The 24,004-nt window shown below is 73.7% G+C and carries 17 protein-coding genes; 2 read left to right on the forward strand and 15 right to left on the reverse strand.

All coding sequences use genetic code 11. The annotated features are described in order from the left end of the window. Positions 1–39: 39 nt before the first annotated feature. From FHX73_RS31610 to FHX73_RS31625, 4 genes are all read right to left on the reverse strand, one after another. Positions 40–1,413, reverse strand: coding sequence for an ABC transporter permease (locus FHX73_RS31610; RefSeq protein WP_145909368.1), 1,374 nt, complete (start codon positions 1,411–1,413; stop codon positions 40–42). Beyond that, on the reverse strand, positions 1,410–2,369 hold the full coding sequence (locus FHX73_RS31615; protein ID WP_145909369.1) for an ABC transporter ATP-binding protein: 960 nt from the start codon (positions 2,367–2,369) through the stop codon (positions 1,410–1,412). The genes FHX73_RS31610 and FHX73_RS31615 overlap by 4 nt, the downstream gene beginning before the upstream one ends. A 97-nt stretch (positions 2,370–2,466) precedes the next feature. Then, positions 2,467–5,211 (reverse strand): PKD domain-containing protein, encoded by a 2,745-nt coding sequence (locus tag FHX73_RS47375; RefSeq protein WP_145909370.1) that lies wholly within the window; start codon positions 5,209–5,211, stop codon positions 2,467–2,469. 233 nt (positions 5,212–5,444) lie between these two features. Then, on the reverse strand, positions 5,445–7,187 hold the full coding sequence (locus FHX73_RS31625; protein ID WP_145909371.1) for a TIGR03767 family metallophosphoesterase: 1,743 nt from the start codon (positions 7,185–7,187) through the stop codon (positions 5,445–5,447). A gap of 202 nt (positions 7,188–7,389) precedes the next feature. Between FHX73_RS31625 and FHX73_RS31630 the strand changes: the two genes are divergently transcribed. Next, positions 7,390–8,238 carry a hypothetical protein gene (locus FHX73_RS31630; protein ID WP_145909372.1) on the forward strand — a complete coding sequence of 283 codons (849 nt, stop codon included), beginning with the start codon at positions 7,390–7,392 and terminating at the stop codon, positions 8,236–8,238. Between the two features lie 7 nt (positions 8,239–8,245). On the opposite strand, the gene FHX73_RS31635 is transcribed toward FHX73_RS31630, so the two are convergent. Then, a complete protein-coding gene (locus FHX73_RS31635; protein WP_145909373.1) occupies positions 8,246–9,559 on the reverse strand; it encodes a hypothetical protein in 1,314 nt (437 codons plus the stop codon). 182 nt (positions 9,560–9,741) lie between these two features. Continuing rightward, positions 9,742–12,633 (reverse strand): helix-turn-helix transcriptional regulator, encoded by a 2,892-nt coding sequence (locus tag FHX73_RS31640; protein ID WP_145909374.1) that lies wholly within the window; start codon positions 12,631–12,633, stop codon positions 9,742–9,744. A gap of 296 nt (positions 12,634–12,929) precedes the next feature. Between FHX73_RS31640 and FHX73_RS31645 the strand changes: the two genes are divergently transcribed. Then, on the forward strand, positions 12,930–14,744 hold the full coding sequence (locus FHX73_RS31645) for a multicopper oxidase family protein (RefSeq protein ID WP_145909375.1): 1,815 nt from the start codon (positions 12,930–12,932) through the stop codon (positions 14,742–14,744). An 84-nt stretch (positions 14,745–14,828) separates the two neighbouring features. Here the strand turns inward: FHX73_RS31645 and FHX73_RS31650 are convergent, their stop codons facing one another. From FHX73_RS31650 to FHX73_RS31690, 9 genes are all read right to left on the reverse strand, one after another. Continuing rightward, a complete protein-coding gene (locus FHX73_RS31650; RefSeq protein ID WP_145909376.1) occupies positions 14,829–15,044 on the reverse strand; it encodes a hypothetical protein in 216 nt (71 codons plus the stop codon). 144 nt (positions 15,045–15,188) lie between these two features. Then, entirely contained in the window at positions 15,189–17,204 is a 2,016-nt protein-coding gene (locus FHX73_RS31655) for a sensor histidine kinase (protein ID WP_145909377.1), read from the reverse strand. Between the two features lie 248 nt (positions 17,205–17,452). After that, on the reverse strand, positions 17,453–18,106 hold the full coding sequence (locus tag FHX73_RS31660) for a response regulator transcription factor (protein ID WP_145909791.1): 654 nt from the start codon (positions 18,104–18,106) through the stop codon (positions 17,453–17,455). 94 nt (positions 18,107–18,200) lie between these two features. After that, a complete protein-coding gene (locus tag FHX73_RS31665; protein ID WP_145909378.1) occupies positions 18,201–19,358 on the reverse strand; it encodes an NAD(P)-dependent alcohol dehydrogenase in 1,158 nt (385 codons plus the stop codon). A gap of 60 nt (positions 19,359–19,418) precedes the next feature. Further along, positions 19,419–20,978 (reverse strand): GMC family oxidoreductase, encoded by a 1,560-nt coding sequence (locus FHX73_RS31670; RefSeq protein ID WP_145909379.1) that lies wholly within the window; start codon positions 20,976–20,978, stop codon positions 19,419–19,421. Beyond that, positions 20,975–21,460 (reverse strand): VOC family protein, encoded by a 486-nt coding sequence (locus tag FHX73_RS31675; protein ID WP_145909380.1) that lies wholly within the window; start codon positions 21,458–21,460, stop codon positions 20,975–20,977. Before FHX73_RS31675 ends, FHX73_RS31670 begins: the two co-directional genes overlap by 4 nt. Continuing rightward, positions 21,457–21,873, reverse strand: coding sequence for a hypothetical protein (locus tag FHX73_RS31680; protein ID WP_211786395.1), 417 nt, complete (start codon positions 21,871–21,873; stop codon positions 21,457–21,459). Before FHX73_RS31680 ends, FHX73_RS31675 begins: the two co-directional genes overlap by 4 nt. 4 nt (positions 21,874–21,877) lie before the next feature. After that, positions 21,878–22,633: a cupin domain-containing protein gene (locus tag FHX73_RS31685; RefSeq protein ID WP_145909381.1), complete on the reverse strand. Its 756-nt coding sequence runs from the start codon at positions 22,631–22,633 to the stop codon at positions 21,878–21,880. Positions 22,634–22,648: 15 nt separating this feature from the next. Then, the gene (locus tag FHX73_RS31690) at positions 22,649–23,932 is read right to left on the reverse strand and encodes a sedoheptulose 7-phosphate cyclase (protein ID WP_246214004.1); all 1,284 of its coding nucleotides are present in this window, start codon (positions 23,930–23,932) and stop codon (positions 22,649–22,651) included. Positions 23,933–24,004: the final 72 nt, after the last annotated feature.

Raw genomic sequence — 24,004 nt, forward strand, 5'->3', positions numbered from 1 at the left:
GGCGATCATAGGCATCCGGCCGGCCGCCGTGGGCGCGGCTCAGCCGTGCAGCAGGTCGACGTTGCCGTCGAACTGCCAGAGCGGGTTCGGCACCGCCTGCCCGCCGATGACGATCAGGAAGTACCCGTTCACCTGGACCGGTCCGTCCCCGTCGGCGGTGTAGCGCCCGTTCGCGGCGACGTCGAGCTGGTAGATGGCCTGGGCGGTGGAGTTGTAGCCGGGGACGTTCCAGGAGACGGTGCAGCGCCAGTCGGCGCCCGAGCCCTCCTGCGCGCCGAGTCCCTCGCTCTTGTCGCAGGCGGCAGTCGCCTGCAACTGCGCCTGGATGACGGGCGGCTGGCGCATCTCGGCCTGTTGGCGCTGGTAGAGGTTGGCGAAGGCGGTGGCCACCGAGCGCTGCACCTTGTCCTGGGTGATGCCGGAACCGCCCGCGCCGGTCGTCACGGCGACCAGGCCGATGGTGGCGGCCAGCAGGCCGGCCAGCGGGAGGACGCCGATGGTCAGCACGCGGCGTCCGGCACCGTCGTTGTTGAGGTTGGTGAAGTCCCGGCGCAGGAACAGCAGGTAGGCCAGGGCCGTCGCGACGACCGCCCACACCAGGCTGACCGCGATGCCGATCAGCAGCGGACCGGGTTGCCGGGGAGCGGTGAAGAGGCCGTTCCAGGAGATGAAGGCGTAGCCGGGCAGCGCCAGGCGCACGGCGACCGGCAGCGGCAGCATCTGGGCGAGCTGCATCCCGAGGGCGGCGAGCATGGGCAGCAGCAGGCCCATCGGGGAGCGGCCCAGGGCGATGGAGCCGAGCAGCCCGATGGCCGCGAGGGCGAGGGTGGGCGCCAGCGCGCAGAGCCAGGCCAGCAGGACGTCGCCGGCCGCGGCGGAGCCGGTAAGCAGGTGGCCGTCCAGCCCGACCAGCGGCTGGTTGCCCTCCGCGAGCAGCCCCCCGGCGATGCCGGAGAACGCCAGGCCCGCGACGAGCAGCCCGATCACGGTGAGGCTGGCGATCGCCTTGGCCGCGAAGATCCGCTGGTACGAGCGGACGGTGACGAGCAGGTGGCGCCAGGTGCCGAGCCGGTCCTCGGAGGCGAAGACGTCGCCGGCGACCATCGAGGTGACCAGCGGCAGCGCCCAGGTGCCTGCGACGCCGAGCACCACCAGCGACCCGGCCCAGCCGGTGGCGTGCATCCACCGGCCGAACAGGGTGTCCGAGGGCAGGGTGCTCTGCTGGTCGATCGCGAAGACCAGCAGGCCCGGGCCGAGCCAGCAGAGCAGCAGCAGCAGGCGGACCCGCCAGGCGGAGAACTGCTTGACCAGCTCCATCCGCAGGATCCGGCCGACCGGAACCGGATGCCTGCCCGGCGTCCCGGCCGAGGCCCCGGCTCCGGCGGTGGGGGTGTCGGCGACGGTCGCGCTCATCGGTCGGCCTCCTGTCGGGTGATGGCCGCGGGGTCGGTCAGCGCGAGGAAGGCGGCCTCCAGCGGCGAGACGACGGGCGCCAACTCCCGCACGGCGATGTCCCCGCGCACCAGCCGGGCCACGAGCTCGTCCATGGCCGCCACCCGCGCGCGCACCACGATGACGTCGGTGTCCGGTCGCGCGGCGGCGTCGTCGCCTTCGAGGATCGTCACACCGGGCGTGCCGGCCGCGACCGTGCGGGCGCCCGCCGGATCCGAGGCCCGCAGCCGGTGGTCGAGTTCGCGGTTCTCGTCGGAGAGCTTCGCCACCGGGCCGGAGAAGACCACGCGCCCGGTGGACAGGATGGTGACCTCGGGGCAGAGCGCCTCCAGGTCGTCCATCCGGTGGCTGGACAGGACGACGGTGGTGCCGTCGGCCGCGAGCCGGCGCAGCACGCCGTGCACGTGCTTCTTGCCGGCCGGGTCCAGGCCGTTGGAGGGCTCGTCGAGCACCAGCAGGCGCGGCCCGGTCAGCACGGCCGCGGCCAGGCCGAGGCGCTGGCGCATGCCCAGGGAGAAGCCGCGGACCTTGTGGTCGGCGGCCCCGGTGAGTCCGACCTGCTCCAGCGCCTCGTCGATCCGCGCGGCCGGCACGTCGAAGCTCAGCGCGGCGACGGTGGCGAGGTTCTGCCGGGCGGTGAGGGTGGGGTAGAGCCCGGGCCCGTCGACGAACCCGGAGACGCCGTCGGGCGCGGCCAGCCCGCGTCCCAGGGGCGTGCCGAGGATCTCCAGGCTGCCCTCGTCGGCGACGGCCAGGCCCAGGAGCAGGCCGAGCAGCGTGGTCTTGCCGGCGCCGTTCGGGCCGACCAGGCCGTGGATCTGACCCTGGGTGATGCTCACATCGACGTGGTCGAGCGCGACGACGTCACCGAAGACCTTGGTGATGCCGCGGCCGCGCACCGCTACTGGTGTTTCCATCCGTCCATCCGTCCCTCGGCTGGTTCTGAAGCGCCGGGTGGCGCACCGCGGTGCACCACCCGGCGCCTGTCTCACGATCGGTCAGGTCGCAGCGGGCTCAGCCGACGTTCATCGCGGTGTCGTCGAGCACGAACGAGGTCTGGTACTCCGAGTCCTCGGAGCCGGTGAACTTCAGCGTCACCTGCTGCCCGGCGTACGCGCCGAGGTTGAAGGTGTGCTGCGCGTACCCGGTGTTGTGGTTGAGGTTGGAGTAGGTGGCCAGGGTGCCGAGGACGGTGCCGGAGCTGTTCAGCACCTGCACCTTGAGGGTGTCGTAGGCGGTGGTGGTGGAGGTCTCGGCCGTGTTGATGTGCAGCCAGTAGCTGAAGTTGTAGGTGCTGCAGCCGCTGGGCAGGGTGACGCTCTGGGACAGGGTGTCGGTGGTGGTCTTGCCCCAGCCGTCGAGCCAGGCGTCCCAACTGCCGCTGTGCGCCGGTTCGGAGCTGCTGCTGTTGATCACCTGGACGGGGCTGTGGGTCGAGGTCACGGTCCACGGCGCGGGGTTGGAACTGCCGTTCTCGAAGCCCGGGTTGCCGAGCAGCTGCGCCGCCTGGCAGCTGGTGCCGGTGGGGGTGGCGGACGCCTCGTTGCTCTGCGCCCCCTCGCCCACGCCGTTCACCGCGGTGACGGTGTAGTAGTAGGTCTGACCGGCCGTCAGCCCGGTGTCGGTGCACGAGGTCACCGCGCCCAGGCCGCTGCAGCCGCCGCTGGTCAGCAGCGTCTCGCCGCCGCTGGCGGTGCCGCGGTACACCTTGTACGAGGTGACGTTCTCGCCGCCGGTGTTGGCCGGTGGCGTCCAGCTGAGCGCGACCTGTCCGGTGCCGGCCGTGCCCGTCAGGCCGGTGGGCGCGCCCGGGACCGTCGCGGCGATCGGATCGGCCGTGATGCTCACCGTGGAGGTCGCGGTGTTGGCGGGCGAGGCGCTGTCGGTGACGGTCAGCGTCGCGGTGTAGGTGCCCGCGGTGCTGTAGGTGTGGCTCGGGCTCTGGCCGGTGCCGGTGGTGCCGTCACCGAAGTTCCAGCTGTAGGTGTACCCGGGGGTGCCGCCGGTGCCGGTGCCGGTGAAGGCGACGTTCAGCGGGACTTGGCCGGAGGTCGGGGTGGCCGAGGCGCTGGCCGCCAGCGGGTTGCCGACGGCGTTGACCGTCGTGGTCACCTGCGAGGTCGCGGTGTTGGCGGGCGAGGCGCTGTCGGTGACGGTCAGCGTCGCGGTGTAGGTGCCGGCGGCGGTGTAGGTGTGGCTCGGGTTCTGGCTCGTGGAGGTCGACCCATCACCCAAGTTCCAGCTGTACGTGTAAGGCGCCGTGCCGCCGGTGGCCGAGCCGGTGAAGTTCTCCGTCAGCGGCGCGTTGCCGGTGGTCGGGGAACCCGTGGCGCTCGCGGACAGCGGGGTCGAGCCCTGCACCCAGAAGTCCTCCAGCGGGTCGCCGAGCGCGGCCTGGTCGGCCGTGGTCATCGGGAAGGTGGAGGCGCCGAGGTTGTCGTTCGGGTCGATGACGCCGGAGTGCACGTTCTGCATCGTGCGCTCCATCGCCGCGAGCACGTTGGCCGTGTTGTAGGCCACGTGCGAGACGTAGTGCTGCTTGACGTAGGCCGGGTTGCCGATCACCAGCAGCGGCACCCGGTAGGTGTTGCTGACGTGGTCGGAGCCGTTGCTGCCGTTCTGGGTGTCGTCCTCGGTGACGACGATCAGGGTGTTGTCCTTGTACGTCGGGTTCGTCATGATCGAGTTGACGATGTTGTTCGTCGCCGTGTCGTTGCCCGGGATGTCCTGGTAGGTGCCCGGGTGGTCGTTGAACAGCTCGACGTAGTTGTAGGACGGCATCCCGTAGGTGTTGATGAAGTTCAGGTAGTCGTTGGAGATCGTGCTGTCGGGCAGGCTCTGGTTCTGGCAGGTGTACTCGTTGGTGTGCAGCTCTTCGGGGATGTTGGTGCCGGGGCGGTTCGGCGGGAGCACCTCGACCTTGCCGTCGGCCGGGTTCTTCCAGTAGCCGCTACCGCTGTTGAGCATCCAGTAGATGTCGCCGTTGACGATCATCGAGTACGGGCTGGTGCCGCTGCTGGTGCCGGACGGCGCCGTGCAGGCGTTGGTGCCCTCGTCGGTCGGGCCGTCGTCGCTCTGCAGGAAGCGGTCGAACTGCGTGCCGTTGGCCGGGTACGACTGCTGCTGGTTGCTGGACGAGGACTGCCCCGAGAACATGTACCAGTGGTTGGGGCCGGACGGCGGCTGGACGCCGGTGCTGTACGAGTCGGACAGCGAGTAGGTCTTGGCCAGCGAGTGCAGGTCCGGCACCGAGCTGATGTGGTTGGTGCTCTCCACCTGGCCGTTGCAGCCCGCGGCGATCGTGGTCGCGCAGTCGCCGAGGTAGTCGTCGAAGGTGTGGTTCTCCCGGTAGATCACCACGAAGTGCTGGAACGGCGGGAAGTACGGCGCCGTCGGGTTCACCGCCGCGGTGGGCTCGCCCACCACCGTCTGGTGGCCGCCGACCGTCTGCATGACGCTCTTGTCGGTGATCCCGAAGTCCTTGGGCTGCGGGAACTTCGTGAACTCCACGCCCGGTGCGGCGAACTTGGCGCCGGTGCAGTCCATGTCGTCGGGCTTGTAGGTCATCGGCCGCTGGCCGACGGGCAGGTTCTTGGCGTTCGGGTTGACGGTCGCCGGGTTGAAGCCCCTCAGGGTGCAGGAGCCGAGGCCGCTGGCCGGGTGCTTCGCGACCCCCTGGGCCGCGGCCAGGGAGCCACCGCCCAGGGCGACGGCCGCGAGCATGGCTACGCTCGCGGATCTCTTCTTCCACTTCCTCATGGATCAGTCTCCACTCAGTGACGGTGCATGGTCAGGGTGACTGCCGTCGTATGGTCAGTGCGATCCGGGAACCGGGCAAGTAGATGCGCGTAGATTTCTCGCCGAGCGGGGTCTTTTCGTCCGTCATTCGCCAACTGTTGCCCCGAGGTTCGGCGCTCGGGCCCGGATCTCGGAGCCCGGAGCCCGGAGCCCTCGGCGAGGGGCCCGGACTCCGGACGGCCGCGCGCGCCGCCTCAGCGGCTCGGCTTGGCCAGCAGCAGCTCGGTGTTGTGGTCGAGCGCGGTGCCGAGCTTGGCCGCCGGCTTGGCGAACGGGTCGTTGTAGGACAACTCCCGGTAGAGCGCGGCCAGGTTGGCGTCCGAGGTGTCGTCGAAGCTCGTCGCGTAGGGGGCGGCGGACTCGATCAGCGTGGTGAACAGCGACAGGGTGCCGTCGCCGTTGTCGGCGAGTTCGATGATCCGGGCGTGCTGCGGGAAGTCGATGTGCGAGGCCGTGTTGACCTCCCAGAACGACCGCTCGGGAACGGCGTGGCCGTGCGCGGTGATCTGGTTGGTGTGGGTGTGGCCGTTCACCCAGGCGACCACGTTCGGGTAGCGCTGGAGCAGGGCGACCAGCTCCGCGCCGTTGTGGCGCCGCTCGAAGATGTTGCGGGGGTCGAGCAGCAGGTTGCCCATGGTGGTGCTGGTGTGGTGGCTGAACACCACGATGTAGTCACCACCCGGACCGCCGTTCACCGCCTTGCCGCTGGTGTCGTACCAGTGGCCACTGTGCTCCTGCAAGCGCTGCTCCAGCCAGTGCAGTTGGGCGGTGCCGATCGAACCGTCCGCCCAGCCGGCCGTGTTGGTGGTGTCCAGGCTGATGCCGACCACCCCGTCCGAGATCGGGAAGGTGTAGTAGAGCTCGCCGCTGGCGGCGGCGTCGGCGGTGAAGCCGTGGCCGTACGGGCCGGGGCCGGTGACGGCGGGGTCGAGGTGGGCCCGGGCGAAGCTCTTCGGGGTGAACGGCTTGCGCCGGTCGTCCGAGGTGACCTGCCGCACCACGCTGGCGTCGCCCAGCAGTTGGCCGACCTTCAGCAGCGCGCCCGCCGGATCGGTCTTGAACTGGGCGAAGATCTGCGCCGCGTCGGCCGCGTTGACGCCTTCGAGCTTGCGGTTGCCGGTGTAGATGTCGTTGACCAGGCCGAGGTCGGGCAGGGTGCCGACGATGCTGTCGTCGTGGTTGCCGACCGTGGTGTACCACGGGGTCGCCAGGCCGGGCGCCCGGAAGGTGCGGCCGGCGGCGCCCAGGTAGCCGGGGACCTGCGGGAACCCGGCCTGCTTGTACACGTCCTGGAAGGCCAGTTCGGGGTTCCAGTAGGCGGGGTCGCCGGAGTTCTGCACGCCCTCGTAGCGGGTCGGGTCGCCGCTGTTCGGCGTGATCTGGCCTCCGCTCATCACCGTCAGGTACCAGTCCAGCTCGATCTGCTCGTGGTTGTCGGTGTTGTCACCGGTGGTCACCACCAGGCTGAACGGCAGGCCGGTGTACGGGCCGGAGCCGAGCGCGTTGACCCGCTCGATCAGCGCCGAGGCACCGCGCACGGTCAGCGCCTCCTGCGGCCGGCACGCGGCGTCGTCCAGGTGGCCCAGGTACTCGAAGCGCATCGGCGACTCGGTGTCGGTCAGGTGCATGTCAGTGAACTGGACGAAGCTGGCCACCGCCGCCCGGCGGTCGTCGCGGCCCGCCTGCCCGGCGGCCAGGTCCTGACGCACCACCAGCGGCCAACCGGGGCCCGCCGCCAGCCGCCGGTAGCCGCCCGCGCCGCCACCGGGGGTGGCCACCTGCTCCAGGGTGGTGCCGCCGATCCGCACGGCCCGACGGGCCGTCAGGTCGAGGGCCCGGTCCAGACCGGCCGCCGAGGCGAAGGGGCTGCCGATCACGGACAGCGCCGCCCCGGTGGACAGGCCGGCCAGGAACCGCCGGCGGTTGATCGAGGACATCTGAGTTCCCTTTCGGTTGGCCGACGGCTCCGCTCCGCGAGCCGCCCGGATGTTACGCGCCAGTAGAACCGGCGCAGCGGTGCCCCGGGAGAACGCCGTGCCAACAGGAGATGACGAGCACTCATATCCGACCAGCCGTCGGAACTCCCTTTCCAGCGGGCCCCATCCGTCCAGCCGGGGAGTCGGCGACTACCATCGCGGGATGCCAGGAGTCCGTGACCGCCCACGCCGGCTCGACCGGCCGTACCGCGACGTGCAGGCGCGCCTGTCCGGCCTGGGCGGCGTGCTCCCCTACGCCGTCGTCTCGGCCGACTTCGAGCCCCTGCCACCCGGCCACGGCCCGGCCGACCTGGTCGAGTTCATCGATGACGCAGCCGGGGCCGGGCTGCCCCCGGAGCTCGGCGCCGCCTTCGGCGAGGGCGTGCGCGGCCGCCTGCTCGGCTGGTCCGTCAGGGGCGTCCCGCCCTACGCCGTGCGGGTCCGGCTGCGCCGGGCGCACTGGATCGACGGGCTCTCGACGCCCGCCGGGTTCGCGCAGGCCGGCCGGCAAGCGGTCGAGGCGTTCTCCGACTGCTTCCACGACGGGTTCGGCCCGCGCCGCCTGGTCGCCGGCCCGCTCGACGCCCGGCCGCGGGCCTGCGAGTCGGCCCCCGTCCTCCGGGACGTGCACGTCCGCCTGGTGAAGCCCTACGTGTGCGGCTGGTTCGCCGTCGCCACCGCCGACTTCGAACCGCTGGCCGCCGACGGGGAGTTGCTGTTCGAGTTCGCCCTGGAGCTCACCGAGGAACAGCTGCCGCTGGAGTACGCGCTGGCCTTCGCGCGCGGCGCGCGCGAGGAGCTCTACGCCGCCGGGGACGGCCGGCTGCCGGTCCGGGCGTTCCGGGTCCGCCTGCACGACGCGCGGTGGAGCCCGGTGGACTCCAACGAGATGGTCTTCCTGGCCGCCGGCCGGCGCGCGGCGGCCGATGCCCTGCACCGCGCGGGCGCGCGCCCGTCACCGGAACCGGTGTCCCCCAGGGAGCCCGAGGGCTCCCTGGGGGACACCGGTTGACACTCGATCAGCCGATCCGGACCAGCCCGGCGGTGTCCATGTCGGTCGTCCCGCCGTTCACCGTCGGGTAGACCTGGAAGCGCAGCGTGCTGATCTGCTGCGGGACGTGGTAGACCACCTGGAAGAACTGGTAGCCGGTCGCGGAGTTCACGTTGTAGGCGACGCAGCTGTTGGTGTTGCTGCTGCCCAGGCCCCAGAGGCAGAAGGTGCCGGACGCGGCGCCGGACTGCGAGGAGAGCCACACGGTGGCCTGGTACACCCCGCCGGGACCGATGTTGACGGGCACGTCCTGGAAGACCGAGCCGCCGCCGATGTTGGTGTTGAAGGCCAGGTAGCCGGTGCCGTCGTGGGCCGGGGCCGGGGCGCCGGCGGCCGTGTTGTAGTTCACCCAGTTGACGATCCCGCCCTGGGGGACCAGGCGCTGCCAGCCGGTGATGTTCTGCTCGAAGGTGGGGGCGGACAGCAGGTTGGGGTTGTTGGTGCCGAGCACGCAGCCGTTGGCGGCGTTGCTCCACAGCGGCTGCACGGCGAAGCTGCCACCCGCGGTGGGGATGGTGGACAGGCCGCTCCAGGCGCACTTGTCGCCGATCTCGTTGCCGCCCGCGTCGATCCAGGCGTTGAGCAGCGGGTCGGTGATGGTCTCGGCCAGCTCGTGGCCCTCGACGATGCTGACGCCGTCCAGCGCGGAGCCGGTCACCGAGCCGGCACCGCAGGCGCTCCCGGCGTCGGACATGTAGGGCAGGTCGGTGTAGGTCACGTTGGGCAGCGCGGCCACCGCGCCGTGGTAGGCGCACCACTGGGTGCCGAAGCCCGGGGTCGAATGGCCGGTCGGAGTGGCCACCACCACCTGGACGTTGACCGAGGTGCCGGTGCCGAAGTGGTTCGCCGCGTTCACCGCCTCCGCCTGGATCTGGGCGTCGCTCGGGTTGGCCGGCAGGCCGGCGGGGTCGGACCAGGTGCCGGCCAGCACCGGGTTGGCGCCGGCGCCGTACTGGTTCACCGTGTCCAGCCACGGGGTGGTGCCGACGTTGGAGAGGAAGCGGTTCAGGTACGGCTGCTCCCCGCTCGGGTCCGACCCCCAACCCCAGTAGTCCACGTAGATCTGCGGCGCGGTCTGCACCGGCCCGCCGTGGTTGAGCAGCGGGCCGGTGATGACGGACGGCGCCGCGCCGGGCCGGTGCGGCGGCAGCTGGTGCGTCGCCGCGTGCCCGGCGGCCGCGGGGGCGGCGGCCGCCGTGGCCTGGGCTTGCGCCGAGCCGGCGGCGGCCAGGCCCAGGGCCAGACCGAGCGCGGCGACGGCGGTGGTCCACTTCTTGGTCATCAGTTCTCCGTGGTGGGGGGCTGACGGGGGCTCGGCCCGGCCGGGAGCCGGTCACCGAGCGCCTGGCACGCTAGTGCGAGCCGACGGGCGGGCGGGATCGGGTGTCTCCGCAGTCCCGTCCGGCCGGCCGCCGCGGCGGCGCCTGCGGGAACCCACGATGGCGCCCGCCCACCGCCCCCGACTCAGCCGCCGAGCGCCGTGTCCATCGCCCGGGCCACCGCGGCGCGCGAGCTGATGCCCAACTTCCGGTAAAGACTGGTGAGATGGGTTTCGACGGTGCGCACGCTGACGTACAGCCGCGCGGCGATCGCCCGGTTCGTCAGCCCCTGGGCGACCAGGTCCGCGACCTCGCTCTCCCGCCCGGAGAGCAGCGGGTCGCCGCCCGCCCGGGCCGCGACGGGGCTGTCCGCCGGCGCGGGCGCGGGGCCGGCGGCCAGGGCGTGGGCGCCGACCCGGGCGAACAGCTCCCGGGCGGCCGCGTCCGCGCTCTCCCGGCCCTCGCCGTCGCCGAGTTCCCCGGCGATCTCCGCCGCCATCAGGTGCGCGAGCCCGGCCCGGGCCAGCAGGCCGGACGCGGTGAGCCGGCTCGCCGCGCGGCGGGCCGTCGCGCCGGCCCGGGGCAGGTCGCCGTCGGCCCGCCAGGACCGGGCGGCCGTCAGGGTCGCCACCGCGAGCCCCGAGGGCAACGCGCCGGCCCGGGCCGTGAGCTCGGCCGCCCGCGCGTGGCGGGCCACCATGGCGGCATCGCCCTGCGCCGCGTAGCGCGCGGCGGCGAGGTCGTGGCCGTGCGCCGGCATCGGATCGCCGCCGCGCCGGGCGTCGTCGAGGCCGAGCAGCTTGACGGTCCGTTCGCCGCTCACCGGCTCGCCGCAGGCGATCGCCGCCTCCAACCGGGCCAGCCGGACCACCGCCCGCCAGCCGGCCATCGGCGGCTCCGGCAGGCTGTGCGAGAGCGCCAGCGCCGGCCCGGCCGCGGCCGGCCCCTCGCTCCACAGCAGGGCCCGCAGGCGCAGCGCGGCGGCCAGGCCCAGCGTCTCGACCGTGCCCAACTCCCCGCCCACCAGCAACGCGGCGTCGGCGGCGGCCACCGCCCCCTCCAGCGGGCCGGTCATCAGCAGCAGCGCCGCCCGGACGGTGTGCAGGTGCGGGAGGACGTAGCGGTGCCCGTGGCGTTCGGCCAGCCCGATCGCCCGGTCGATCCGGCGGGCGGTGCGCTGCTGACGCTCCAGCAGGAGGCCGGCCCAGCAGAGGTCGGGCAGGTCGCCGAGCACCTGGAGCACGGGCCGGTCGGCGAGCGCGTCGACCGCCGGCTCCGCCTGGTCGAGCACGCGGCGGGCGGCGGCCACCCGGCCCTGGCTGATCAGGGCCAGGCCGGTGACGGCCTGTCGGGCCACCGCCCGCCGGTCCGGCGCCTGCCACCCGATCTGGTCCGGCCCTGACGGTGCGTCGGCTGCCACCGCGGGCAGCGCGCCCGACGGTCCGTCGGGCCGCGCGGCGAGGCCGGCGAGTCGGGCCAGGCAGCGGGCGGCGTGACCGTTCATCAGGTCGATCCGGGCGAGCCGCAGCTGGGCCGTCCACAGCTGCGCCCGGTCCCCCGGGTGCGGCGGGTGCTCGGCGGCGAGGCCCGCCAGCAGCCCGTGGGCGCGGTCGGTCCGCCCGCGCAGCCGCTCCACCAGCGCGGCCGCCACCGCCGCCTCGGCCCGGTGCGGGCCGGCCTGCGCGAGCAGCGGCGCCAGCACCCCGGCGGCCTCGTCGAGCCGGCCGGTGAGGGTGAGGGCCTGCCCGAGCAGCACGGCCGCCTCGCCCCGCAGCGGGGTGCTGCGGTCCTCCGCGGGCAGCACCCGCAGCACGGTGGCGAGCCAGCGCGCGCTGTCCGCCGGGGCGTCGAGCAGGGTCAGCCGCGCGACGCCGACCAGCCGGGCGAGGTCGTTCTTGGCCGCCGCGTACGCCAGGTGCTCGGCCTGCGCCGCCCAGAGCGGGAGCGGCGCCCCGATCCGCCCCAGGTGGTCGGCGGCCCGGCGGTGCGCCGCGGTCCGCCAGGCCGGGCCGGCCAGCCGGTAGGCGGTGGCGGCCAGCAGCGGGCGGCTGGACCGGTAGCGGCCGGCCGCGCCCTCGACGCAGCCGTGCGCCACCAGTTCGTCCAGCGCGGCGCCGGCGACGCCGGGCGGCAGCTCCGCGACCTCGGCGACCAGCGCGAGGTCGTACTGCGCGCCGGCCACCGCGGCGGCCCGCAGCACCAGGCGGGCCGGTTCGGAGAGGCTCTCCACCTCGGCGCCGAGCTCGGGATCGACCGGCCAGTCGGCAGCGGCGGCCGCCCGCGCCGGGTGCCCGGCCGCCAACTCCGCGACCACGCCCGGCGACAGGGCGGCCAGGGCGCGCAGCTGGCGCGGGTTGCCCGCGCCGACGCGCAGCAGCAACTGCCGGTGGCCCGCCGGCGCGTCCGGCAGCAGGGCGGCCGCCTCGGCGGGGGCCAGCGGGGCGAGGGCGAGCCGCAGGGTGGCCGGGTCGGCGAGGCTGCGGGCCAGCGCGGCGGGCCGCTGGCCGCTGCGGTGGGCCAGCACGACGGCCCGACCTCCAGACCGGGCGGCCGCCAGGTGGTCCAGCAGGAGCAGCGAGTCGCGGTCCGCCCACTGGAGGTCGTCGAGCAGCAGCACGAACCGCTCGGCCCGCGCCGCCTCGGTGAGCGCCTCGTGCAGCCGGCGGTGCCACCGGTGGCGGTGCACCGGGTCCGGGCGGCCGGCCACCGCACCGGCGACGTACTGCTCCATCAGTTCCCGGACCGCGCCGGGCCACGGGATCGCCAGCAGCAGGGCGCCCGGCACCTCCCGGTCGCCGGGCAGGGCGCGCGCCGACTCGGTCCGGCGCCCCGTGGCGCGGGACCGCGCGCACAGCTCGTCGAGCAGTCGGCTCTTCCCGGTGCCGGGCTCCCCCTCCAGCACCGCCGCCCCCGGGGCGCCGCGCTCTCCCTCCAGTACCGCGAGCAGGAGCCGCAGCTCCCGCTCCCGCCCCACCAGTGGCCTGGCCTGCGCGGGCTCGCCCGCCACGCCCGGCAGGTCCGAGAACGGGCTCGACATACCGCCTCCTCCCCTGTTCCACCGGATCGCCCGAACGTGGCGAACATGTCATCAGCTTGGGCCAAGGCTGCGGGCGCCACAATCAGCGGCGTCACTGATGCGCCGTCAGGAGCCGTGAGTGACGGATGGTTTGCGGGTGACCTTTGCGCGTGACCGGGGAGAGCCGGGTGGGCGGGCCTTCGCGGCGCCGCCGACCTGGCCGGCGGCCGACACGTCCCACCTCGGGACCAGCGCCTCATGCGGAAGGGACCGCGGGTGGCGCAGGGTGGAGGGACCCGACCCGAGGAGGCGGTGATATGACCGCGCCCACTGGTGGCCCCGCTCCGGCCACCGATCCCACCCGGCTGACCAAGTTCCTCGATCCGCTGCGGATTCCCACGGTGCTGCGCCCCGATCCCCGGGACCAGCACTTCGAGCTGCACGTGGAGCAGGTCTCGGCCAGTCAGCGTCTGCACTCGCAGCTGCCGCCCACGCCGCTCTGGACGTACCGGGGAGAGTTCCCCGGCCCGACCATCGAGGTCCGGCGCGGGCAGCGGCTGCGGATCACCTGGAGCAACCGGATCGACACCCCGTTCCCCGTGGTGGACGGGGACCTCCCGGACCAGCAGGACACGCTCGACGCCAACGCGCCCGGGATCGCCCCGGACAAGGTGAACAAGCAGGTCGCCGACCTGCCGCCCTGGCTGGTCACCCACCTGCACGGCGCACGGACCGGCGGCGGCAACGACGGCTGGACCGAGAACTCGATCCTGCCGGGCCAGTCGCAGCTCTCCGAGTACGGCAACGACCAGCCGGCCACCGCCCTCTGGTACCACGACCACGCGATGGGCATCACCCGGCTCAACGTCCAGACCGGCCTGGCCGGCCTCTACCTGGTCCGGGACGCCGAGGAGGACGCCCTGGGCCTGCCCGCCGGGCCGTACGAGACACCGCTGGTGCTCTGCGACCGCAACCTGGAGCTGGACCTCGGCACGGCCGGCTCGTTCACCGGCCGGCTGCTGCACAAGAGCACCGGCGGCTTCCCGTTCTTCGGCCCGTACACCCTGGTCAACGGGGTGATCTGGCCGTACCAGGAGGTGCGCGCCCGGTGGTACCGGTTCCGGGTGCTCAACGCGTCCAACACCCGCACCTACCGGCTCCACCTGGTGGACGAGCAGGGCGCCCGGGTGCCCGACGCGTGCTGGCAGATCGGCACCGACTCCGGGCTGCTCGGCGCGCCGCTGCCGCTGCCAGACGGCGGCCTCGCCCTGATGCCCGCCGAACGGGCCGACCTGCTGATCGACTTCAGCCGGCTCGGCGCCCGCCGGCTGCGCCTGGTCGACTCCGCCACCGAGCCGTTCGGCGGTGCCCCGCTGGCGGCGGGCGCGTCTCCCGCCGACCCGGACCCGGCGCACCTGCTCCCCGAGCCGGACGTGCTGGAGTTCCGGGTCGCCGACGAGCCGCCGCAGGACGCGTTCACCCTGCCCGACCGGCTGGCCGCCTCCTACACCCGGCTGACCCACGACGCGCTGCCGCCGCACGAGCACCGCCTGCTGGTGCTCGCCCGGAACAAGCAACAGGCCTTCGAGCTCTGGGAGATGGAGCTCGTCCCGGCCGTCGAGGCGCCGGCCGCCGGCACCCCGGTCGACGGGATCGTCCAGCTCCAGGGCGCGGACGGCAAGCTGCTGACCTACCGCCGGGTCGCCCGGACCTTCGACGACACGCTCAACTGGCATGTCCGTCAGGATGGTTGGGAGAACTGGATGATCCTCAACACGAGCATCGCCCGGCACCCGATCCACATCCACCTGATCCGCTTCCAGGCGCTGAGCCGCGAACAGTGGGACGTCACCGGGTTCCAGGAGGCCTCCGGCGGCACCGCCCCGGGCTCGCCGCTGGCGTACCGGGCGGAGCTGCCGGTCGATCCGAGCGACCAGGGCTGGAAGGACGTCATCCAGGTGCCCAGCGGCCAAGTGGTGCGGATCGCCGGCCAGTTCACCGGGGCGACCGGGCGGTTCATGTACCACTGCCACCTGCTGGGGCACGAGGACGAGGGCATGATGCGCCCGTTCACGGTCACCCCGGGAGCGGTGCTGGACCTCAACGGGAACGGGGGGTCGATGGCGATGTGACGCCGCGCCGGACACGGATCGGCCCCCGCACCGGTGCTTAGGATGCGGGGGCCGAGGTGTTTCCGGTTCCGGGACGGCTCGTGCTCAGCACAGACCGGGGTGGCACTCCGGCATGGGCTTGCCGCCGCCGTCGGGACCGTCGGTGCTGCTGCCAGTGGGGTTGCCGTCGGTGGTGGTGGCCTTCGCCGACTCCCGGCCACTGGTGCAGTCGGGCCAGCTGCAGGACGGCGATCCCTCGGGCGAGGGCTCGGCGGTCTGGGGAGCCGACTCCTGTGTCGGGCCGGTAGCAGTGGATGTCATCACGTACCTCCTCGCTCAGCGCTCTGGTCCTGGGGACCGGACCATTGGCCGATACCTCGACTATCGCGGCAGAGCCGTCCCGACGGCATGAGCCACTGGTCCCGGATTCGAACAGGAAAGTGACAGCCGGCGTCAGGGCACGGTTCAGCTGACCGTGCCGCGCGGCAGGACGGCCCGCACCACCGCGCCGCGCGCGTCGTTGGCGGCCGTGAAGCTCCCGCCCAGCTCCTCCGCCCGCTCGGCCATCGAGCGCAGTCCGACCCCGGTCGAGGAGCTGTGCGACGGGAAGCCCTCACCGTCGTCGGTCGCCTCCACCGAGATCTCGTCCTCGGTCGCCCGCAGCTCCAGCCGGGCCGAGGACGCGCCCGAGTGCCGCAGCACGTTGTTGAGGGCCTCGCCGCTGATCCGGTAGAGCGCCACCTCGACGGCGGCCGGCAGCGGCGGCAGCGGGTCGGGCGTCAGGCGCACGGTCACGTGCAGCCGGCGGCCGTCCATCCGGCCGGCCAGTTCGCGCAGTGCCCCGGTCAGGCCCTGGCCGAGGTCGGCGGGCGCCAGGCCGTCGGTGATCCGGCGCAGCTCGTCGATCGCGCTGCCGATGTTCTGCGAGACGGCCTGCAGCGAGCGGGCCACCGCGCCGTCCGGCGGCAGTTCGCTGCGGGCGGTGTCGATCTGCAGCCGCAGGCCGGACAGTGCCGGGCCCAGGCCGTCGTGCAGGTCGTGGCGCAGCCGCTTGCGCTCCTCCTCGCGGGCCAGCACCAGCTGCTTGCGGCTGCTCTGCAGCTCCTCGGTGAGGCGCAGCGAGGCGAGGGCGGGCGCGGACTGGTCGACCAGGAAGCGCAGCACACCGCGGTCCTGCGGGTCGAGCAGCAGCTGGCCGGAGCGCGGCTGGGCGTGCAGCTCGCCGATCGGGGCGCCCTCGACGGTGATCGGGAAGACCTCGGCGCCGGGCCCGGTCTCGCCGAGCACGGCCAGTTCGCGCGGTCCGCCGCGGGTCGCCACCGACACCCGGGCGCCGGGCAGGCCGAGCGCGTCCACCACCGTGCGGCAGAGCAGCGACGGCGCCTCGGCCATCCGGGCCGCCCGCCGCAGCTGTTCGGCCAAGCTCCTGGCCACCTGGTACGGGCGGGCGCGGTCGCCGTAGTAGAAGCGCTCGACGGCCCGGCTGACCGCGCGGGCGGTCGGGCGCAGCAGGATGCCCACGGCCAGCGCGCAGGCGGCCATGGCCTGGGCGTCGGTGTTGCCGGCGCCCGGCAGCAGCCTGGGCAGGTAGAGGCCGAGCAGGAAGTACCCGAAGATCAGCAGCGCGAGCAGGGTGAAGCTGGTGAGCACCTGCCGGGCGGCCCGGTCCAGGTGCCAGGAGCGGTCCCGGGCGAAGCCGAAGGCCGCCGCCAGCGGCCAGCCGGCGGCGATCACCGAGTACGAGATGAAGAACCCGGGCCCGCTGAAGCTCACCTCGGTGAGCACGAAGGTGTAGGCCATCCACACCAGCCAGGGCGCCAGCACCAGCCACTGCCGCCAGTGGGCCCCGGGCGAGCGGTACCAGCGGCCCGCGGCCGCCAGCAGGCCGATCAGCACCAGGGCCAGCGCGATCCAGAACTCCCGGTTGCCGAGCACCGAGTCGAGCCGGCTGTAGAGCGAGGCCCACCCGCCGCGCAGCAGCGGGTTGCGCAGGCCGTAGAAGTCAGGGGTGGCGGCGTACGTGTAGTAGCTCTCCACGACGGCCCACAGGACCAGGACGGCTTGGCAGGCGCGGCTCCCCCGGCCGGGCATCCGGCCGCCCGGGAACCACCAGGGCACGCTGAACACGGTCAGGTAGATCCCGGCCGTGCTGAGCAGGAGCAGGATCATCCCGAGGTCGGCCGTGGCCCGCCCGGAGCGGACCACCGAGAGCACGAAGAGCACGAACCGGCTCGCCGCGGTGAGCACGCCGGTGGCCAGCAGCAGGCGGCCCAGTCCGTTGCCCGGTCGGTGCGCCAGGATGAACACGCCGGACAGGCCGAAGCCGAAGGCGAGCAGCAGGAGCGCCCAGCCCTTGGCGATCTCGTCGCTGCGCTGGGGGTCGTTGAGGTGCGTGAGGGCCAGCACCACCCAGCCCAGCCCCATCAGCAGCGTGAGCCCGAAGACCCCGTACGCCCACGCGGGCGCCGGGGCACCGGTCACTCCACTGGCACCGCCACCCGGTGGTGCGGGTGGCGCCCCGTCGTCCTGAGGCGCCACGCCCTGCCCGGTCGATGTCCTGGTCGCCGCACGCATGCGCCCTCCTCAGGGTGTGCCCCTGTCGTTACGGGGCCCATGGTCGGCCACCGCTGGTCCCGACCGCATGAGGTCGAGGTCCTGCTTCCTGACCGGGGGTGGTGCTCGCGGCACGCTGTGGGCTCCTGGGTGCCACCTCGTTCGCCGACACCTGGCTAGGGTCCGCCGCCGGTGTCGCCCAGGCCCATGTCCCGGGCGCGGGCGACGGCCTCGGCCCTGGTCGCGACGTCGAGCTTCTCGAAGATGTGCGTGACGTGGTTGCGGACCGTCTTCTCGGCGAGGAACAGCTCGCGGGCGATCCGGTGGTTGTCGTAGCCGCGGGCGACCAGGTCGAGCACCTCGGCCTCGCGCGCGGTCAGCGTCGGGAAGAGCTGGCCGGCGTCCCGCATCCGGCTGCCGGAGAGCAGGGTGGTGATCCGGGCGGCGATGTCGGCGCCGAACACGGCGCCGCCGGCCGCGACGGTGCGCACGGCGTGCAGCACCTCCTCGCGGCCCGCGCCCTTGACCAGGTAGCCGCGGGCACCGGCCTGCAGCGCGGCCAGCAGGCTGCCGTCGTCGGCGGCCATGGTCAGCATCAGGACCGGCAGCTGCGGGGTCAGTTCGGCGAGCCGGCGGGTGGCCTCCAGGCCGGAGGCGTCGGGCAGCGAGATGTCCATGACCACGACGTCGGGCCCGTTCGCCTTGACGGCCTCCGGCACCTCGCCCGCGGTCTCGGCCTCGCCCACCACCACGACGCCGGGGTCGCTCTCCAGCGCGGCCCGCAGCCCCGCGCGGAAGAGCGGGTGGTCGTCGACGAGCAGCACCCGCACGACGCCGTCCGTCGCCTCCTCGTGGGGCTCGTCGGACTGGTAGGCCTCGTGGGACTCGTGGTGACTGAGTGAATCGTCCACGGAATGAACACTATCAGTAACGCTGCGTCGACCAACCGTCGAACCGCAGCACGGGTTTGACGACCTGTCCGGTCCGCGCGTCCGCCACCGCCCGTTCGATCCGCTCGAACGGGTAGGCCCGGACCAGCCGGTCCACCGGCAGCCGGCCCGCCCGGAACAGCTCGATGAGGGCCGGCAGGAACCGCTGCGGCACGCTGCCGCCCTGGTTGATGCCGATGATCCGCGGGCCGCGGTCCAGCAGCTGCGGGACGTCGATGCCGACCTCGGTGCCCTTCGGCGGCGCGCCGACCACGCCGAGCGTGCCGCCGACCGCCAGCGCGGCGAGCGCCTGGCGCAGCACCGCGACCACACCGCTGGTCTCCAGCGCGCGGTCCGCGCCGTGACCGCCCGTCAGCTCCTGGATCGCGGCCACGGCGTCCTGCTCGCGGGCGTCCACCACATCGGTGGCGCCCAGCTCGCGGGCCAGCTCCAGCCGGGCCGGGTGCAGGTCGACGGCGATGATCCGGGTGGCCGCGGTGAGCCGGGCGGCCATCACGGCCGCCAGGCCCACCCCGCCGGCCCCGAAGACGGCCAGCGTGTGCCCCGGCTCGGGGCGCAGCACGTTCAGCACCGCGCCGGCGCCGGTCTGCACGCCGCAGCCGAACGGGGCCAGCGCCTCGGCGGGCAGGTCCCGGGGCACCGGCACCACGTTGCGGTCGGAGGCCAGCGCCAGGGTGGCGAAGGAGGACTGCCCGAAGAACTTGCCGTGCAGCGGCTGCCCGGCCCCGTCCCAGAGCACCGGCGAGCCGTCCAGCCGGCTGCCGCCGAACAGGTTCAGCGCCTGCCAGTGCGCGCACTGCACCGGGCGGGACTCGCGGCAGGCCGGGCAGGCGCCGCAGGAGTCGAAGCTGAGCAGCACCCGCTCGCCGCGGGCGGTCGCCGTGACGGCGGCGCCCACGGCGGCGACCCTGCCGACGCCCTCGTGGCCGAGCACGCCGGGCAGCGGGAAGGGGGTGTGGCCGGCCCGCACGCTCAGGTCGGTGTGGCAGATGCCGACGGCCTCCAGTTCCACCAGCACCTCGTGGGGGCGCGGGCGGTCGACCTGGATCCGCTCGATGGCGAACTCCTGCCCGGGGGCGCGGGCGACGGCGGCGGTCGCGGTCGCGGTCGATCCGGCGGATGCGGTTGACATGGCGGATGCGGTTGACATGGCTCTCCTAAGTGGCTGTCACCTTCGCTTCCTGACGGTCCGTCAGTCCAGCAGGCCTCCCTTGCCGGCGGTGCGCAGGGCCTGGGCCACGATGGTCAGGGTCGGGTTGACCGCGGCGGAGGACGGGAAGAACCCGCCGTCCACCACGTAGAGGTTGCGCAGCTGGTGGCTGCGGCAGTAGGGGTCGAGCACCGAGCGCGCCTCGTCCGCCCCGGCGACCGTGGTACCGCACTGGTGGCCGGTCGCGTCGATGCCCATCCGCCGGGCGAACACCAGCGGGTAGCCGGCCCGGCGCAGCATCCGGCGGGCCTGGCGCACGAGTTCGCGGTGGGCGCGCAGGTTGTTCGGCTCCCGGCGCAGCACGATCTGGCCGTCCGGGGCCAGCGTGACCCGGTTGCGCGGGTCGGGCAGGTCCTCGGACATCACCCACCAGTCGAGGCTGTGCCCGGTGAGCCCGCTGCGCAGCCCGTGCGGGAGGCGCGGCGGCAGCATCTCGGCGCGCACCTTGCCCATCAGCTGGAGGTTGCCGAGCGGGTACCGGCCGGCCGGGCCGTGGTGGTAGAAGTCGTTGACGGCCAGCGTCTTCTGGAAGGTGACCGGGTTGCGGCGGCGCGGATCCACCGCCACCACCACGCTGTTGTTGTGCAGCATCAGGTTGCGGCCGACCAGTCCGGAGCCGTTCGCCAGCCCGTCCGGGTACTGGTCGTTCGCCGAACGCAGTAGCAGGGCCGCCGAGTTGATCGCCCCGGCGGACAGCACCACGCGGGCCGCCGTGACCGTGATCGGGCGGCCCCGGTGGGTCGCGTGCACGGTGCGCACGGCCCGACCGGCCCGGTCGGTGTCCAGCCTGGTCACCCGGGCGTGGGTCAGCAGCCGCACGTTGCCGCGGCGCAGCGCCGGGCGCAGCGCGCGGGTCTCGGCGTCGCTCTTGGCGCCGACCCGGCAGGGGAACCCGTCGCAGGTGCCGCAGCGCAGGCAGGGCCGCCCGGGGCCGAGGTCGATGCCCAGCTCCAGCGGGTGCGGGTGCAGGCCCTGCCCGCGCAACCGCCGCTCCAGGTCGGCCACGTAGGGCTCGTGCTCGACCGCCGGGTGCGGGAACGGGCCGGAGCGGGGCGGCGCGGTCGGGTCGCCCGAACCGGCGCTGCCGTGCCAGCCGTGCACCCGGTAGAGCCGCTCCGCCTCGGCGTAGAACGGTTCCAACTCCCGGTAGCCGAACGGCCAGGCGGGCGAGGTGCCGCCGTAGTGCTCGACGGCGCCGAAGTCGCTCTCCCGCAGCCGGGGCAGGCTCGCCCCGTAGACCTTGGTGGTGCCGCCGACGTAGTAGTGCGAGCTGGAGACGAAGCGCCGCCCTTCCGGGGTGCGCCAGGCTTCGGCGTTGTGGTAGAGCTGCTCGGCGAAGACGGCGCGCGGCGACCAGTTCTCCGGCTCGCGCGGCAGGAACCCGCCGCGCTCCAGGACCAGCACGCGCGCTCCGCTGCCGGCCAGCGCCCAGGCCGTGGTGGCGCCGCCGGCCCCGGAGCCGATGATCACGATGTCGGCCTCGTAGTGGTCCCGGCCGGCGGCCACCAGCGGCGGGGCGGTGGCGGCCCAGATGTCGGTCACGGTTCCGCTCCCTGCGTCAACGGCACCACGGGGGCGATCAGTTCGAGGTACATCCCGAACGGGGTGGTGAGGTAGACCCAGCGGGTGCCCTTGATCGGGCCCTCGCCGACGGTGTCCACCCCGCCGAGCACCCGCACGCCCGGGTAGGCCGCCAACCGGGCCGCCTCGGCGTCGACGTCCTCGGCCAGCAGGGCCAGGTGCTGGCCGCCCCAGTCGCTGTTGCGCGGCAGCGCCCGGCGCTGGTCGGGCGCGTCGTACTCGAAGAGCTCCAGCTGGAGCCCGCCGCCGAGGCGCAGTTGCGCGATCCGCAGCTCGGAGCGCGGGTGCACGCCGAGCTGCCGGATCATCCAGTCGCCGTCCGGGTCGTTGAACGGGCCGGTGCGGTAGGCGACTTCGGCGCCGAGCGCGTCGGTGAAGAACCGGACGGCCTGCTCCAGGTCGGGCACCGTGTAGCCGATGTGGTGGGCGGTGTAGGGCTTCATGAGGAGTGCTCTCCCAGGTCGGGCCGGCGCGGCGGCAGCCGGTCGCTGCTCGCCCTCGGCAGGACGGTGAGGCAGAGGAGTTCGGCGCCCAGCGGGCCGCCGTGCAGCCGCAGCTGTGCGGCGTGCGGCGCGAGCACCAGGTCACCGGTGGTCAACATCCGCTCGTGGCCGTCCGGCTGGCCGTCACCGGCCGCACCTTGGGTGAGCGCCACTGGTCCGCGCAGCACGTACCAGGCGGCCTCGACGCCGTCGCGGCCCACCAGGTCGTAGCAGGCCCCCGGGCTGAGCCGGACGTAGTCCACGGCCTCGGTCTCGCTGTGCAGCATGCCGCGGCGGGCCAGGCAGCGGACCCGGATCCGTTCGGTGCCGGGGCCGACCAGCACGGTCGGCCCGGCGGTGGTGGTGGCGATCATGACTTCACTCTCCTCCTTCGCCGGCCGGCCGGCTGTGCGGCACCGAGAGCGCGCCGGGCACGGCGAGCACCGCGTGCACGTACTCCAGGCCGTCCGGCCCCGCGGTCAGCCGGACACCGGTGCCCAGCGGCAGGGTGAGCGCGGTGCCGGGCGCCAGCGGCACCCGCACCTCGCCGGTGCCGTCCCCGAACGGCGCGGCCCGGCCACCGCCCTGCGCGACGAAGACGGTGTGCTCCACGGTGTCCGCGACGAGTTCGATCCGCTCCCCCGGCCGCAGCCACGCCACTTCGATGCCGTGCAGCGGTCCGGTGAAGACCACCCGCGGGTCGACCCCGCCGACCCGGCGCAGATTGGTGACGACGGTGCTGTGCATGATCGGGGCACCGGTCGCGGTGGGGGTTTCCATGGCAGTCATTTCGATCACAAACCATTCCAGCGGTTCGGTTCCGGTGTTGCGCAGGCCGTGGCGGGTCCCCAGGCCGGTCAGCACCGCGTCGCCCGCGGCGACGTCGTGCGGCCGGCCGTCCAGCGTGACCACGCCCCGGCCGCGGAGGATGACGTAGACCTCCTCGGTGCGGGTGTGCAGGTGCTCACCGCTCACCCCGCCCGGCGGCAGGCAGGCCCACTCGACGGCCTCCCAGCCGCCGTGGAGCCCGGTCCTGCGCGCCAGACAGGTCCAGTGGGTCAGCCCGGTGGTGCCGTGGACGCCGTAGACGTCCGCCCGTTCCCGGGTACTGGCCACGATGACCGCGCTGCGCATGGTGCCCACCTCCTCTCAGGCCGCTTCCGCCCGGGCCTGGGCCGGTGCCCGGCGGGACTCTTGACTGACCGTCAGAGCCCGTGCTGCAGCGTGCAGTTCACTCGATGCCCGGGAGAGCTCGTGCGGCGTCAGGTCGTCGACGAAGACGCCGGCGCCGATCCCGATCGGCAGCGGCAGCCGCTGCCGTCCGTCCCGGTGCCGGATGGTGTCGGCGAGCGCGTCGTGCAGCAGCTCCGGCTGCAGCAGCCGGTGCCACAGCGGCAGACCCAGCCGCGCCATCAGGCCGAGGATCCGGGCGCACTCCACCGGGGAGACCAGCCCGCGCTGCCCGGCGAGCACCGTGGTGAGCGCCATGTCGACGCAGACCGCCTCGCCGTGCAGCAGCTCCGGCAGCGCGCGCATCTCCAGCGTCGGGCTGAACGAGTGGCCGTAGTCCATCGACCGCTCCAGCTCGTGCTCCCACAGGTTGGGCTGCAGCTCGCTGAGCATGCCGCCCACCGCCCGGCCCACCACCTCGGCGGCGGCCGGGTGTTGGAACCGCTCGGCGCGCAGCTGCGGGCCGTGCCGGTCGAGCAGCTCGAACAGCGCGCGGTCCTTGATCAGCGCGACCTTGAGGATCTCCGCCATCCCGTTGCCGATGTGGCGGTGCTCCAGGGTGGCGAGGAACGCCGGGTCCAACAGGGTCTCCACCGCGGGGTGGTAGGTGCCCAGCCGGTTCTTGTGCTGGTCGAAGTTGACGCCGGTCTTGGCTCCGACGCCGGCGTCCACCAGCCCGATCAGCGTGGTCGGCACCCGCACGAACGGGGTGCTGCGCCGGTACAGGCTGCAGGCCAGGCCGACCACGTCGGTCAGCACGCCGCCGCCGATCGCGATCACCGGCTCGCCGCGCCGGGCGAGGCCGAACTCCTCCATCGCCCGGGTGACCCGGAAGACCGAGTCCATGGTCTTCACCTGCTCGTGCGCCGGGATGACGCACAGCCGGTGGTCGATCCGCTGGGCCTCGCAGTAGCGGGCGATCCGCTCGCCGTAGAGCTCGTGGACCCTCGCCTCCACGACCAGCAGCCGACGCCGCCGGCCGGGCCGGGCCGGGACACCGGCCTCGGCGATCGCGGGGTTGGCCGGGTCCAGCACGCCGGGGGTGCTGCGGACCTGGTAGCGGACGGGCAACGCGGTGCTGACCGTCCAGCCGGTGACCGGAGTGCCGGTGGTGAACAGGCCGTGGCCGTGGCCACCGGTGCTGTCGTACCGGGTGGTGGCCCCGGCACCGGCCGGCCGGGGGGTGGGCTGTCGAGGTGACACGGGATGCTCCGTTCCTGAGGGGGTGGTGGACGGACCTGCGGTTGCCGCGGATCCGTCCGGGTCTCCACGGTC

Source organism: Kitasatospora viridis, assembly GCF_007829815.1.
Classification (GTDB): domain Bacteria; phylum Actinomycetota; class Actinomycetes; order Streptomycetales; family Streptomycetaceae; genus Kitasatospora; species Kitasatospora viridis.